Here is a 14179-nt window from a genome sequence, read left to right on the forward strand (position 1 = left end):
AAAAAAAGCTTGATACCATTAAGAATATACATACTACCTAAAGTTTTGGTATTTTCTATAATGTCATCTTGCTTATCACAAAAGAGGCACATCGTACCTTTTTTGGTTCCACAGTCCCTTGGCAACATTACTCGCCCAGGTTCATCGGGTATGATCTCAGCCTTTTACATTTTAAACTTAAAAAGCACCCCTTTTGAGATTTTGGCGCAAAAATACTGTGTTTTATTGATTTATTGTACATTTATTTGATGTAATGTAGAATCTATACTAAAACAAAGCAATGCTTTGGGGTTTTTGAAGTTATAAAAGGGTTATGAAGAATACGAAAAGATCGGTTACTTTTAAAATTATTGCAGGTTATCTACTTGCAGGTTTACTTGCTGTAACTGCATTTTGGGTTATCTACCAGCAATTAGGCAATTATACTCAAATTACCGAAATCAAAAATCAAAATAACGAAAAACTCTTTCTTGTTGGTGAAACGATAACAGGATTATACGAGGCCGAAAGCTTAACAAGAAATATCATTCAAACTTCTGATGTTAAAAAGTTTATTACTTATAAAGCTAAAATAGATACCATCTTAAAAACGATTAATCAGGTTTCTGAAATATCTGATGATACCTTACAAACTCGAAAAATCGATAGTATCAAACATCTTATTGATAGTAAAAATAAAAACCTCGAAGAGCTTATTAAAGTTTATGAGCAGCGAAAACAAAAAGGGTTATACGAGACTGCTATTGATGAACTGGAAAAAGTAAACAAAAGCTTTGGCGGGTATACCAAATACGATATTCGATTTAAAAAATATGATCCTCGTACAAGAAGGGCACTGATAAACATTCTAGAATTAACCAAACAAGATAATGCAAAACGACTTACCAATCAGACAGTCGATTCATTAGCTACTTCTGTAAAACAAGTACTTGCTGAGCTTGAACAAAAGGATAAGAAATATAGGCGTGAAATAACGTTAAAGGAGAACAATCTTCTCAAAAAAGATCAAATCATTACAAAACAGTTAAGAGATTTACTTGCTTCTATTGAACGTAATGAAAGAAATGAATATTTTGCACGTCTAGAAGCTTCAAGTCAGGTTTTAAATAATACTGCATATATTATTGTAATAATTGCAGCCATTAGTCTGCTAATAGCAATTATATTTCTGTTTTTGATTACTAAAGATGTTTCTAAAAGTCAAAAATACCGTAATGAACTCGAAGCCGAAAAAACATATACCGAATCTCTTTTAAAAACACGGGAATCTTTAATTAACACGGTTACTCATGACCTTCGTTCTCCTTTAAATACGGTTATTGGATATTCGGATTTATTAGAAAGAACCGGGCTGGACAATAAGCAAAAGCATTATCTGGATCACTTAAAAAAATCATCAGACTATATTCTTCACCTGGTAAATGACCTTCTTGATTTATCAAAACTTGAGGCTGGTCGAATGGTAATTGAAGAGCTTCCGTTTTCTCCACAAAAATTAATAGAAAATACGATTTCTAGTGTTATTCCTATAAATGATAAGAAAAATCTTGATATTAGGATTATAACAGATCCTCAATTAAAAAAACAGTATTTAGGAGATCCTTTTAGAATAAAACAGGTATTGACAAATTTGGTAAATAATGCTTATAAATTTACTAATGAAGGCTCTATAACAATTGACAGTAAGGTTATCGAAAATGGTTTGTCGGAAAAACAATTGGTTATATCTGTAAAAGATACAGGAATCGGAATTACAAAGGAGCAACAGCATTATATTTTCGAAGAGTTTTCTCAAGGAGATGATAATACCGAGAAAAAGTACGGTGGTTTTGGTTTAGGGCTTGCCATTACCAAAAAAATAATTAAACTCTTAAAAGGTAAAATCGAATTAGAGAGTGAACTTAATGTAGGTAGTAAATTTACATTTTATATTCCTTTTAAACAGTCTGGAACATTAATCCTCGAAGAAGAGTCAGAAGTCATAGAAATACAGAATCTTACAAATAAGAAGGTTTTGATCGTTGATGATGATCCTAGTCAATTAGCGCTAACCAGTGAGGTAGCTACATTAGCTGGTCTGACTTATGATATTTGTAAAAACGGTATTGAAGCGATTTCATTATTACAGACCAATACATACGATCTTGTGCTTACTGATATTCAAATGCCAAAAATGGGTGGTTTTGAACTTTTACAATCTATAAAAAGTAATGCAAATCAATCCGCTATACCAGTTGTTGCATTATCGGGTAGAACAGATACTTCTTTTACAGAGTATCAAGAGGCCGGATTTGCTGCCAGCTTGCGAAAACCATATGCCCCAAAAGAATTAATTGATCTTATTGCCAAGATACTTAGTGTTGATTTAACCAATTATAATGGGACAACTCATAATGGTCTTAACCTATCTAACGAACAATATTCTCTTAGTGATCTAATGCTTTTTGCACAAGGTGATTCTGATTCTTTATATGCAATTCTAGATACATTTTATGAAAGTACTATTGACAATGTTAAAGAACTAAAAACAACAATCAGAAAAAAAGACATCTATCATATTAAAAAGATTGCTCACAAAATGCTTCCTATGTTTAAACAGATCAAGGCAAAAGAAGTAGTACCTATTCTAGAAAAGCTAGAACATCCGGATCAATATCTTCTTAATAAAAAAGCGATATTACATCTAACAAATGAAGGTATCGAAAAAATTGAAGATTTAATTGATAAATTAAAAGTAGAAAATTAAAGACTAATATCGTACTGTTTTAATTTATTGTACAGTGTTTTTCTATCTATCAAAAGCATTCTGGCAGCTTTAGCTTTATTTCCATTTGCTTTTTCTAACGCATCAAGAATCAATTCTTGTTCATTTTGGTTTTTAAACAAGCCATAATTTTGTTTTGCATTATGAGGAGCATATGCAATATCATTTGGTAATACATCTAATGTAATCATATCACTTTGAGAAAGAAGAACAGATCGTTTTACCATATTTCTTAATTCTCTTAAGTTACCAGGCCAATTGTATTTTTTAAATGCTTCCAATACTTCATCTGTGAATCCAACTACATGTTTTTCTAATTCGATATTTGATTCTTCAAGAAAGTGATTTGCAAAAAGCATCAAATCTTCAATTCTATCTCGCAATGGTGGCACCTTAATAGAAAATTCATTTAATCTATGATATAAATCTTCTCGAAAATCTCCTTCTTTTACGGCATGACTAAGATCTTCATTAGTAGCGACTATTACTCTAATATCTACTTCTATTTCTTTATTACTACCTACTGGCTTGATTTTTCGTTCCTGAAGTGCTCTTAACAATTGAACTTGTAGTTCATAACTTAGATTACCTATTTCATCTAAAAATAATGTTCCTTTATTGGCAGCCTCAAAATGACCCACTTTATCATTTACCGCACCGGTAAAGGATCCTTTTATATGCCCAAAAAACTCACTAGAAGCTATTTCTTTAGGAATAGCTCCGCAATCTACCGCTACAAATGGTTTATCTGCTCGCTTACTTGCTTTATGAATACTGCTTGCAACATATTCTTTACCTGTACCACTATCTCCTATTACTAAAACAGACATACGTGTAGGAGCTACCAGAGCGACATATTCATTTAGTTTTTTGGAAGCATCACTAACTCCACGAACAAAAGAATCATTAGCCCTTTTTGGTATTTTAGGCTGTGTTACATTAGTTTCCTTTTCTTTAACTGTTTTGTCTGATATAGGTTTTTGTTTATATAGTGCTTTTTCTATAGTATGTAGTATAGTATCTGGATTAAACGGTTTTGAAACATAATCAAAAGCTCCTTGTTTAATAGCACTAACAGCCATATTGATTTCGGCATAACCTGTCATAATAATTACTTGAGTATCCGAGCTATGTTTTAAAATTTCGGCTAATAAGGTAATACCATCACTATCGGGTAATCTCACATCAGAAAGTACAACATCAAAAGTTTCTTTCTTTATTTTTTGAATAGCTTCATTACCAGAAAATGCTGTAAAGACCTCATATTCCTTTTTTTGTAAAAAGGTCTTAAGCATTGTACAAAAAGCCACATCATCTTCAACGATAAGTATCTTAGACATATTTAAAAATTTATTCTCTAAAAAAGCTATTGTATAAAATTACGATTTAAAATACTTAGTTCGAATAAAAACATAAAAAAAGAGACCCTTGGGATTGAGTCTCTTTTTTAGCACTAAACAACTTTATATCGTCCTTGGTTGCAAAACGATATCCTTTTCTACCCCTAGATTTAAGATTTATTGTCGTTTGGCTTTATCCATTCGCCATTAGCGCTTGCAAATACAACTTTTGTATTATCGTCTTTACTTTGCAGGATAATTTTATACGTATTATCCTTAGACATATATGCTTTTACAATCCTTAACTCTGCAAAATCTTTGGCAGCTGCTTCTTGAATTGATAATGGCAATTCTACAATATTAATTTCAGTATATTCCTGCTGCTCATACTCATAATCTCTAAATTCGAGATCATCACTAAGAACGGCTAATTCGTCCTGAGCAACAACACCCTGTGCCGAAAAGATACTTACTACAATCGCTACTATCATTGGTAACTTTTTCATTTTGGGTTACTGAATTATTTCTACAGTTAATAAATAGTAATAATTGTTCCAAAGATGTAATCATAAGTAAAAACAATTTAAATGCCTGATTATCAATATATTATTGTTTTTACATGTATAAATGTATTAGTGTAGAAAATGTAGAATCCACACAAAAGTGTAGAAATATTACACGCTTTTAAAAAAGAGATTAGCTCATAAAGAAGGTTTTTTGCGATTAGCTTTCTTTAATGAATGCTTTTGTTTACTATCCAGACGTTTTTTGATAGCTGTCCTAGAAGGTTTAGTTTGTTTTCTTTTTTTAGGAATATAGAGATTGGCTTTAAGAATCTCTAAAAGCCTTTTAATCACTAGTTCTTTATTTCTATGTTGACTTCTACTATCACCACATTGTAATAATAAAACACCAGATTTGGTTAATCGTGAAGACAACTTTTGGCTCAACCGTAATTTTTCGTCATCGGTAAACCCTGCCGATGTCTTGATATCTAAAGCTAGTTCTATTTTTGAAGATACTTTATTTACATGTTGACCTCCTGCTCCAGAGCTTCGAATAGCTTTAAATTTTAGCTCATTTATGACTATAGAAGTATTCACGAAAAAAGAGTTACCTGGTGTGCAGACTTAAGCAAATCATTTACTGTTTTCACGGGGTTAAATGTAGTTAATGGCACTTCTACAAATACACTAATCCAATTTGCCATTGCACCATTCCATAACCCAGGAAGCTCCAGTGCTTTAAGAATCTTACCATTCAAAGTTTTTTGGGTAATAAATCCTGCATCAGGATCTACAAAATCAAGTAGGTTAAATTTCTTACCGTTATAATCCCGTACACCACACACCAAATCAACCGGGTTAAAATGAGTAGCACTACCAAGAATTTCTTCTTGTCTTCGATCTTTTTTATCAATTTGTGGTGCTTCGATAATCTGTAATACTAATCTTCCATTTTCTCGCTTTATCCAAAATGGGCCTCCTCCTGGTTCTCCTTCATTAATTACCATACCACAAACCCGAATAGGTCGATTTAAGGATTCTCGTAAGAATTGAAGTTTATATTTATCAGAAAATTTATCAAAATCTAGCGGCAATCTTACATTAAGCTGGCGTACCAAAAACTTCTTGATGTCTTTTAGCTCTGCTTCTGAAGGCTTCTTTTCATCGATTGCATTTAATATTCTAAATACTTCGTCCTGAATTTCGATAAGCTTACCTGCTAATACTTTTTTATATCCAGAAACCTCATCTTGATATTTACGTACCACTACATTATCTATATTTTTAATGTAAATAATATCTGCATCCAAATCATTTAAGTTTTCGATCAACGCTCCATGTCCTCCTGGTCTAAACAACAAACATCCATCTTCTTTTCTAAACGGCTCATTATCTTCTGTTACTGCGATAGTATCTGTTTCTGACTTTTGAAATGAATAGGTAATACTAAAATTAGTATTGGTCTTCTCTTCAACTTTTTTCTTAATTCTTTCAAACTCACCTTTAAAAGCTTCGAGATGGTCTTTAGAAATCGTAAAATGCAGTTTAGAATCGCTTTTATCGTTAGTATTATAACCGGCTGCCTCATATAAATGTTCTTCAAAAGAGGTTGCTATGCTATCATCATATTTATGAAAAGGAAATAATCCCTTAGGAAAGGTTCCGTAATTTAATCCTTTCTCTTTTAGCATCATTTCGACAAAAATATACAATTGTTTCCCTTCGGATAAGGATCTAAATTTAGGATAGGCACTTTTTACTTTTTCCATAACTATATCATAGAATGGAAATTTTTCTAAGCCTATTAAAAAAAGACGTATTGCATTTGCTTTTTCATGATTTGTATAGGAGTTAAGGCTTTCTTTCTTAAAATCATAATTATCAAGAAACCGAAATAAATCTTTAAACATTCGTGTAGCTGCACCCGATGCAGGGACAAACTTTATCGTTTCGAGATGCTGCACTCTAGAATCGTATAACTTGGTAAGTTCTGATTGGTAGTGTTCAGAAAATTTAAGGATTCCATTATCCAGTGTCGCTGCACTTCTTAATGCTACAAAAGGGATTTCGTTTTTAAAAGTTTCTATTTGTGTAAGTACCTTATCAATCGTTAATCCTTTTGATTTGATTAACTTAATATCTTTATCTGTTATATTCACTTTTATCTTCTATTAATTGGCTAATGTGTGTCAATGCTTTTTCAAAACGAGATATTTTATCTCCTTTTAAGACGATGTATGGAAGATTATGTTTATCAAGACATTCTTTAAATCTTAAAAACATTTCTTCTCGTTCGTGGGGTTTGTCCCTTAGATCATCGGCAATCCAAGGAATGTCAATATAAGTTAAAAGATACAAATCATAAACATTTTCTAATGAAATTTTATTTAAGGTTTCGGGAACAGCTCCATCGTAGTATGCTTCTGAATATACTTTGAGTTCTAAAAGATTTGTATCACAAAACAGTAGGGTGTTAACTTTTTGAGCGATTTCATTTTCTAATTTCATTTGCCCTTCTGCAATCTGAATCATATCATCATATACACATACTTCTTTAGATTCGTTCCATTTTTTTTGCAAATATTCTCGCATGTATTCGGGAACACACTCCGTATTATAATATGCTGCCAATTGTCTGGATAATGTAGTTTTGCCCGTACATTCTGGACCAAACAATACTATTTTTATACAATTGCCGGGTCGTTGTCTAAGCTTTTCTTCCATGTGATATATCCAAAAATTGCAATAATCGTAAACACTACATATTGCAAACTGGTAAATGTAAATCCTTTATAAAAATATAACGGTACCGAAATAACATCTCCGATAATCCAAAATATCCAATTTTCAATTTTTCTTTTTGCCATTAACCACATTCCAACAAAGAATATCGCTGTAGTTAAGGTATCTATATATGCTGCCCAATCATTTAACTTATCAAAAACAACATAAACTCCATACACAAAAAGCAAGGTCATGACAAAAATTATTGCAGATATATTCTTTTCTTCAGTAGTTGTTCTTGCAATGGGAGTAACATGTGTCTCATCTATTTTTCGGGTCCAGATATACCACCCATAAATACTCATTATGAAATAATACGCATTGATCATCATATCTCCTAATAATGACCATTGTAATAATAAATACACATAAATCGCAGTACTTATAATACCCGTTGGATACACCCAAATCTTATTAAACCAAGCAAAAATTACACTTAGCAGACCAAAAATTGCAGCTATAATCTCGAGAGTTATATGTAAATCGGAGTATTCTGAATACTGTCCAAATAAAAATTCAAAAATGGGGTTCATAATCACTTCTATTACTTTTTACCATTTTCATATACACCAAAACGTGATCCATATCTCCAAACGCGTTTTTAATTTCTAAAGTCAAAAAAGACATTACTTCATCATACTCTCCATAGACTTGAGTACTTAAAGGATTTTCTATAACTGTAAATTCAGATGCCCTTAACCGTTTTATAAAACGAATAATATGTTCTTCAAAATCAGCTTGAAGTGGGGTAAGGGTTAATTCTATTGATATTTGCATGTTATCTTTTTTATGATATTTTCCAAAAAAATATTCATGTATTCGTAGCTACAAAATTTATATTTCAGAAGCTGGTAAAGCATATACACAGGTAAATCCTTCAAATTCTATAAATGCCATATCATAATGCGTTATTTCATCTTTATAATTAACAGCGCCATAAACAAATGGATATTCTAATGTAAAAGGAGAAATATAAACATGTTGCTCAAAACTTAAGCCTGCCGTTGCATATAACTTATACAAAGATTCTTTGGCTCCCCAAATTATAGTTAATGCACGAGTCTTATCCAGATTTTGTTTTTCCAGAGCATCATTCTCAAAATCATTCACAAATTTATGAGCAATTCTATGAATCTTTTCTCTTTGTTTCTCGATATCAATCCCAACAAGTTTATCACTAATTATGATTCCTGCATACTCATAAGAATGGGTGATTGAAATTTGTTTTCCATCTTTAAGATGTGGTTTTCCAAATTCATCATAATACAGATCATGATCGGTATACCCATATGCAGCCAGCAGATGCCTAACGCTCATAAAGCCTCTGCGATGCATATCAGATTTCATATTATCTACTCTATTCTGGCAATGTTGTGTTAATTCTATTCCCTGACAGAGAGAATCATAAGATTCTTCAATCTTCCAAATCAACACATTAGTACTTTCATCTACTGTTATAGTTTTGTAAAGAGGCATTTAAATTCTTAAAGTTATTATGTACCTTTGCAAACCGAAAAAGGAATATTATTCCATTTTTCGGGAAACGAATTTAGAACAATTTAGTGCGAAATACCAGAAAGCACTTCATAAACATAAAATTAACTACTATGAGTACTAAAACTGTACCTTATGTTCCTTACAAGGTGAAAGATATTTCATTAGCTGCCTGGGGAAGAAAAGAAATCGAATTAGCTGAAGCAGAAATGCCAGGACTTATGTCTCTTCGTGAAGAATATAAAGATGAGCAACCTCTTAAAGGTGCTCGTATTGCGGGTTGTTTGCATATGACTATCCAAACTGCAGTGTTAATAGAAACACTTCAGGCTCTTGGTGCAGAGGTAACCTGGAGTTCTTGTAACATATTTTCTACTCAGGATCAAGCTGCAGCTGCAATCGCAGAAGCAGGTACCCCAGTATATGCCTGGAAAGGTATGAATGATGAAGAATTTGACTGGTGTATAGAACAAACTCTATTTTTTGGTGAAGATCGTAAACCTTTAAATATGATCCTTGATGATGGAGGAGACTTAACTAATATGGTTTTAGACAAGTATCCTGAATTGGTAGAAGGAATCAATGGTTTATCTGAGGAAACAACTACTGGAGTTCATAGATTATATGAGCGTATGACAAATGGAACGCTTCCTATGCCTGCGATTAATGTAAACGATAGTGTTACTAAATCAAAATTTGACAATAAATACGGATGTAAAGAAAGTGCTGTAGATGCGATTCGTCGTGCTACCGATGTAATGCTTGCTGGTAAACGTGTTGTTGTTTGTGGATATGGAGATGTAGGTAAAGGTACTGCTGCATCGTTTAGAGGAGCAGGTTCTATAGTAACTATTACTGAAATTGACCCGATTTGTGCTTTACAAGCAGCCATGGACGGTTTTGAAGTGAAAAAACTAGAAACTGTTGTTGGAAAAGCAGACGTTGTTATTACCACTACCGGAAATAAAGATATTGTTCGCGGAGAACACTTTCAAGCAATGAAAGATAAAACCATTGTTTGTAATATCGGGCATTTTGATAATGAGATTGATGTGGCTTGGTTAAATTCGCAAAGCGAGAAAATTGAGATCAAACCTCAAGTAGATAAGTACAACATTGGAGGTAATGACATTATACTTCTTGCCGAAGGTCGTTTAGTAAATCTAGGTTGCGCAACAGGTCACCCAAGTTTTGTAATGAGTAATTCATTTACCAATCAGACTTTAGCACAAATTGAACTTTGGACTAATCTCGAAAATTACGAAAACAAGGTATACATGCTTCCGAAGCACCTAGATGAAAAGGTAGCAAAATTACACCTTGCTAAAATTGGAGTAGAACTTACTGATCTTAGCAAAGATCAAGCTGAGTATATTGGTGTAACCGTTGAAGGACCTTACAAGCCTGAATATTACAGATACTAAAAAAAGATCGCTGTAGCGGTTAGATTTTAGAAATAAATCAAGAAACCCCTTATCTTTCGATAAGGGGTTTTTGTTTAGAATAACAATAGTATTATTATTTCTTTTTCCTGAAGATATAGCTCATCCATACAGGATCATTCTCTTCAGAAACAATAGATTGTCGATCTACGAACTCCCAATTCGCAGCATTCATATAATTCAATAAATCAGAGGTTTTCTCTAGGTCTTCTAGCTGCTTAATGGTTATTTGCTTACCTACCAAAGATGTTTGCTCCTCTACCTTAATTCTTTTTACCTTACCTCTATTATTTGCTTTTTGAATTACAATAACCTCGAGATAATCATATTTAGGAATATCTTGCGAAGTAGCGGTAAATGCTATGCATAAAAAGAAGATAAAGGATACTGTTTTGGTTAGTATAGTATTCATAGTTTTCTATGTATTTAGTACACTTTGCATTTTAAATAGTAAATAAAACGCAAAGTGTACCTATTTTTTTATTTCTCATATCCATTCAATATCATTGTTTTTTGATTATGAATGTATAGATCAGAGATTACTTTGCCTTTTTAAGGATATATTTAGCCATTTCCTTAGCTAGTTTAGCATAACTCTCGGCTATTCTGTATCCAGAGTTATAATCGGCTCCATAAAAATTACTTCCTGGCACTTTAAAATACTTTGTAGAGAATAATATTTTATCAGGATTACCAGTTTCATATACAATAATCGTTGCATTTACTTTAGAGGGTTGTTTCATAACACCCACATTATAACCTGGATAAATCCATGTTGTTTTAACTTTCATAGTATGGGTAGCGCCATCCAGGTTTTTTTCAACTTTAACAACCCCACCATCAAAACGTTTATTGAAAGACTCGATATACTTTGGCTCATATAAATTTTCGCGATCAGCAAACCAGGATTTTTTAAATTTTTCACCTTTACCAGCTTCTTTAGCTTCTCGCTTATCCATTTTATTTTTTAGGAATTCTTCTTCAGTATCAAATTTGTCAACTTTAAGATTTTCGTAGTCGAAAACTAAATTATACGCTGTGATACCTTTTAAATTTTTAATACTTCCTTCCTGGTCTTTTCTTTTTTGACTAAAAGCAAGGGTAACAGTCATTAACAATGTTAATAATAATAACTTTTTCATGATTAGGTTTTTAAATTTGATGATAAATATATTTCTTTTTTTTAAGAATAGGGAAAAAGTCTTTAACTACTCGGTTCTTGGAGGTTAAAACAAAAATTCCTTAAACTCAAAGTAGACATTAGAGAATTTATGATAAACAAAAAACCCTTTTCTATATAAGAAAAGGGTTTTTTTATATTACAAAGGAAAGATCCTTTATGCTTCAAATGGAATTATAGAAACATAGGATTTATTGTCTTTCTTTTTAGTAAATTTCACTAAACCATCTACTTTAGCATGTAGAGTATGATCTTTACCTGCATATACGTTTTCACCTGGCTTGTGGGCTGTACCTCTTTGTCTTACAATGATGTTACCAGCCACGGCAGCTTGTCCACCAAATATCTTCACACCTAAGCGTTTCGATTCTGATTCTCTACCGTTTTTCGAACTACCAACTCCTTTTTTATGAGCCATTTTCTTTCGGTTTTATATTGTTAATACTTACAGGGATTACCTGCCGTTTTTTATTTTCCTTGTAAAGCTTCAATTAATTCTGCTTTCTTCATAGAAGAAATCCCAGAGATTCCCTGCGCTTTAGCCATCTCTTTTAATTCAGCTACTGTCTTAGCGCTTAAATCTTCTTTATCAGCTTTTGGCTTTGCTGCTTCTTTCTTAGGAGCAGCTGCTTTAGTTTCAGCTTTTGGAGTAGAAGCTTTTACTTCTTTCTCTGCTTTAGCTTTTGGTTCAGCTTTTTTAGTTGCAGTTTTCTTAGCTCCAGAAGTTACTATACTTTCGATAATAATTTCTGTAAGAGATTGGCGGTGACCATTTTTAACACGGTATCCTTTACGTCTCTTTTTCTTGAAAACAATAACTTTATCACCTTTAAGGTGTCTTGTGATTTTTGCTCCTACTTGAGCTCCATCTATAGCTGGGGCGCCTAAAGTAACTTTATCTCCATCTGCCGCAAGAAGAACTTTATCAAAAGAGACTTTATCTCCTTCTTCTCCTGCTAAACGATGTACAAATACTTTTTGGTCTTTTGCAACTTTAAATTGCTGCCCTGCTATCTCTACAATTGCGTACATAGCGTAACGTTTAATTAATTATTTTTATAAATAAAGAACTGCACCTATTTCTAAATAGGCGGGTGCAAATATACTGCTAATTAATTAAATGGCAAATATTTTATACCTCTACAGGCTTTGAATTGTGATTTTTTTTAGGATTCCAGCTTTCTTTAAATAATTGCATAAAAGATAATGTAAGCACAAAAGTAGTAGCAAACCCCATAACTGCTGCAACAAACACAACTACCCCTACTCCCACATGATAATGCGAACTCCAATTCGCCAGCATTTCTGGTAAGAAATTAGTGTTGATATTAGTTACATATATTGCAAAAAAGATAATAAAAATAACTGTAGCATTAAACCCTGTAAAAAGTCCTGCCATAAATCCTTTTTGATATTCAAAATCACTTCCTTTTTCCCGTTTGTAGTTTTTCATGGCTTTGTACAAACCAAGAGCAACTATAATACCATTACCTAAACTAAAAACAGGCTTTGTTTGCACACCAACCAGAGAAAGGAGTAAAAAATATGCAATAAGTCCAACCGCAATAAGGAGTCCATATCTAACAGGAATAGTTGATTTTTTCATGGTTTCGCTCTTTAGGATTCTCTCTTAAAAGTAAGAAATTTAAGAGTTTTTTAACCTTAAAAGCTTGTTAATTTATTGTTTAGCAATAAGATAGAGAACTATCTATTTCTATTAGCTAAATATACTCCCAGAATAATAACTCCAGAAGCAAGTACTTGATACAATGTAAATTTCTCATTATCCAATATCCCCCATAGCATAGCTACAATAGGAATAGTATAGGTTACCGAAGTCGCAAATACAGGTGTACTTATCTGCACTAGTTTATTAAACAATACTTTTGCAATACCTGTACCTACTATGGCAAGTATAGAAATATATATCAAGCTCATATGCACTTTTGGACTAGTAACTACTTCGGCTTTAAAAAACCCCGAAAAACATAACACGACCAAAGCAGGGATCACTAATACAATAAAATTTCCGTTAGCAATTGCCATAGGCGGGATATGCTGCATATACCTTTTTATGATATTTACATTTATTGCATAACATACGGAAGCACAAAGCACTAATAGTGCATACCAATAGTTTTGATTTGGGTTTACCGAAGCCCCTTCTAATATCAGAGCAACACAACCTATTAGCCCCACAATCACACCAAAGAATTGATTTTTACTAAATCGAATAGAGAAAATCAACATCCCCAGAATCAAAGTAACCAGTGGTGTGGTAGAATTAAGGATTGATGCTATACCACTATCAATTTCTGTCTCGGCAAAGGCAAATAAAAAAGCAGGGATAAATGTTCCTGCAAAGGCAGATATGATCACCCATTTCCAGTCTGATGCTGCTATTTTTCTCATGCTTCTAAATCCGATCAAGAATAAAAATGTTGCTGCAAACAATGTTCTTAACGCACCCAATTGTAGCGGCGTAAGTCCGATCAATGATTTTTTGATAAGAATAAATGAACTACCCCATACCACAGAAAGTACTGCCAGATATATCCATTTTAGTCTTGTGTTTTGCATTTTTGCGAAGTAAGTTGCAAAAGTGATAAAATTATAAGTACACAGAATACCTTTTGGAAGAAAATTAACTATTAAAAAGCGTATTTGAA

16 protein-coding genes are annotated in these 14179 nt (G+C 32.6%); 2 read left to right on the plus strand and 14 right to left on the minus strand.

The genetic code is table 11. The features are described 5' to 3' along the window. The first annotated feature begins 313 nt into the window (after nucleotides 1-313). Entirely contained in the window at nucleotides 314-2746 is a 2433-nt protein-coding gene (locus tag NNH57_RS15280; RefSeq protein ID WP_108807293.1) for a hybrid sensor histidine kinase/response regulator, read from the plus strand. On the opposite strand, the gene NNH57_RS15285 is transcribed toward NNH57_RS15280, so the two are convergent. The 8 genes from NNH57_RS15285 to NNH57_RS15320 all read right to left on the minus strand — a co-directional run bounded on the left by NNH57_RS15285 (nucleotide 2743) and on the right by NNH57_RS15320 (nucleotide 8870). Next, nucleotides 2743-4104 (minus strand): sigma-54-dependent transcriptional regulator, encoded by a 1362-nt coding sequence (locus NNH57_RS15285; RefSeq protein WP_108807292.1) that lies wholly within the window; start codon nucleotides 4102-4104, stop codon nucleotides 2743-2745. The two genes, NNH57_RS15280 and NNH57_RS15285, sit on opposite strands and share 4 nt — an antisense overlap. A gap of 170 nt (nucleotides 4105-4274) precedes the next feature. Next, on the minus strand, nucleotides 4275-4610 hold the full coding sequence (locus NNH57_RS15290; RefSeq protein WP_074406981.1) for a hypothetical protein: 336 nt from the start codon (nucleotides 4608-4610) through the stop codon (nucleotides 4275-4277). Nucleotides 4611-4805: 195 nt separating this feature from the next. Then, nucleotides 4806-5207 (minus strand): alternative ribosome rescue aminoacyl-tRNA hydrolase ArfB, encoded by a 402-nt coding sequence (gene arfB, locus NNH57_RS15295; protein ID WP_108807291.1) that lies wholly within the window; start codon nucleotides 5205-5207, stop codon nucleotides 4806-4808. Then, on the minus strand, nucleotides 5204-6769 hold the full coding sequence (locus tag NNH57_RS15300; RefSeq protein WP_074406979.1) for a DUF4301 family protein: 1566 nt from the start codon (nucleotides 6767-6769) through the stop codon (nucleotides 5204-5206). Before NNH57_RS15300 ends, arfB begins: the two co-directional genes overlap by 4 nt. Continuing rightward, nucleotides 6753-7334 carry an AAA family ATPase gene (locus NNH57_RS15305; RefSeq protein ID WP_074406978.1) on the minus strand — a complete coding sequence of 194 codons (582 nt, stop codon included), beginning with the start codon at nucleotides 7332-7334 and terminating at the stop codon, nucleotides 6753-6755. Before NNH57_RS15305 ends, NNH57_RS15300 begins: the two co-directional genes overlap by 17 nt. After that, nucleotides 7295-7927 (minus strand): nicotinamide riboside transporter PnuC, encoded by a 633-nt coding sequence (gene pnuC / locus NNH57_RS15310; protein ID WP_074407657.1) that lies wholly within the window; start codon nucleotides 7925-7927, stop codon nucleotides 7295-7297. Before pnuC ends, NNH57_RS15305 begins: the two co-directional genes overlap by 40 nt. Continuing rightward, nucleotides 7911-8171, minus strand: a complete 261-nt coding sequence (locus NNH57_RS15315; protein ID WP_074406977.1) for a hypothetical protein — start codon at nucleotides 8169-8171, stop codon at nucleotides 7911-7913. Before NNH57_RS15315 ends, pnuC begins: the two co-directional genes overlap by 17 nt. A gap of 57 nt (nucleotides 8172-8228) precedes the next feature. Then, entirely contained in the window at nucleotides 8229-8870 is a 642-nt protein-coding gene (locus tag NNH57_RS15320) for a 4'-phosphopantetheinyl transferase family protein (protein WP_074406976.1), read from the minus strand. 131 nt (nucleotides 8871-9001) lie between these two features. Here NNH57_RS15320 and ahcY point away from each other — a divergent pair, with 131 nt between their 5' ends. Then, complete coding sequence (ahcY, locus tag NNH57_RS15325) at nucleotides 9002-10312, plus strand: adenosylhomocysteinase (RefSeq protein WP_074406975.1); 1311 nt, start codon at nucleotides 9002-9004, stop codon at nucleotides 10310-10312. Between the two features lie 94 nt (nucleotides 10313-10406). On the opposite strand, the gene NNH57_RS15330 is transcribed toward ahcY, so the two are convergent. From NNH57_RS15330 to NNH57_RS15355, 6 genes are all read right to left on the minus strand, one after another. Next, nucleotides 10407-10742 carry a hypothetical protein gene (locus NNH57_RS15330; RefSeq protein ID WP_074406974.1) on the minus strand — a complete coding sequence of 112 codons (336 nt, stop codon included), beginning with the start codon at nucleotides 10740-10742 and terminating at the stop codon, nucleotides 10407-10409. A gap of 127 nt (nucleotides 10743-10869) precedes the next feature. After that, nucleotides 10870-11472: a hypothetical protein gene (locus NNH57_RS15335; protein ID WP_074406973.1), complete on the minus strand. Its 603-nt coding sequence runs from the start codon at nucleotides 11470-11472 to the stop codon at nucleotides 10870-10872. A gap of 195 nt (nucleotides 11473-11667) precedes the next feature. Beyond that, nucleotides 11668-11928: a 50S ribosomal protein L27 gene (gene rpmA / locus NNH57_RS15340; protein ID WP_034239735.1), complete on the minus strand. Its 261-nt coding sequence runs from the start codon at nucleotides 11926-11928 to the stop codon at nucleotides 11668-11670. 50 nt (nucleotides 11929-11978) lie between these two features. Then, nucleotides 11979-12542 carry a 50S ribosomal protein L21 gene (gene rplU / locus NNH57_RS15345; RefSeq protein WP_108807290.1) on the minus strand — a complete coding sequence of 188 codons (564 nt, stop codon included), beginning with the start codon at nucleotides 12540-12542 and terminating at the stop codon, nucleotides 11979-11981. A 100-nt stretch (nucleotides 12543-12642) separates the two neighbouring features. Next, nucleotides 12643-13116, minus strand: a complete 474-nt coding sequence (locus NNH57_RS15350) for a DUF4199 domain-containing protein (protein WP_074406971.1) — start codon at nucleotides 13114-13116, stop codon at nucleotides 12643-12645. 98 nt (nucleotides 13117-13214) lie between these two features. Further along, on the minus strand, nucleotides 13215-14090 hold the full coding sequence (locus NNH57_RS15355; protein ID WP_108807289.1) for a DMT family transporter: 876 nt from the start codon (nucleotides 14088-14090) through the stop codon (nucleotides 13215-13217). Nucleotides 14091-14179: the final 89 nt, after the last annotated feature.

This window comes from Aquimarina spinulae (assembly GCF_943373825.1).
Classification (GTDB): Bacteria; Bacteroidota; Bacteroidia; order Flavobacteriales; family Flavobacteriaceae; genus Aquimarina; species Aquimarina spinulae.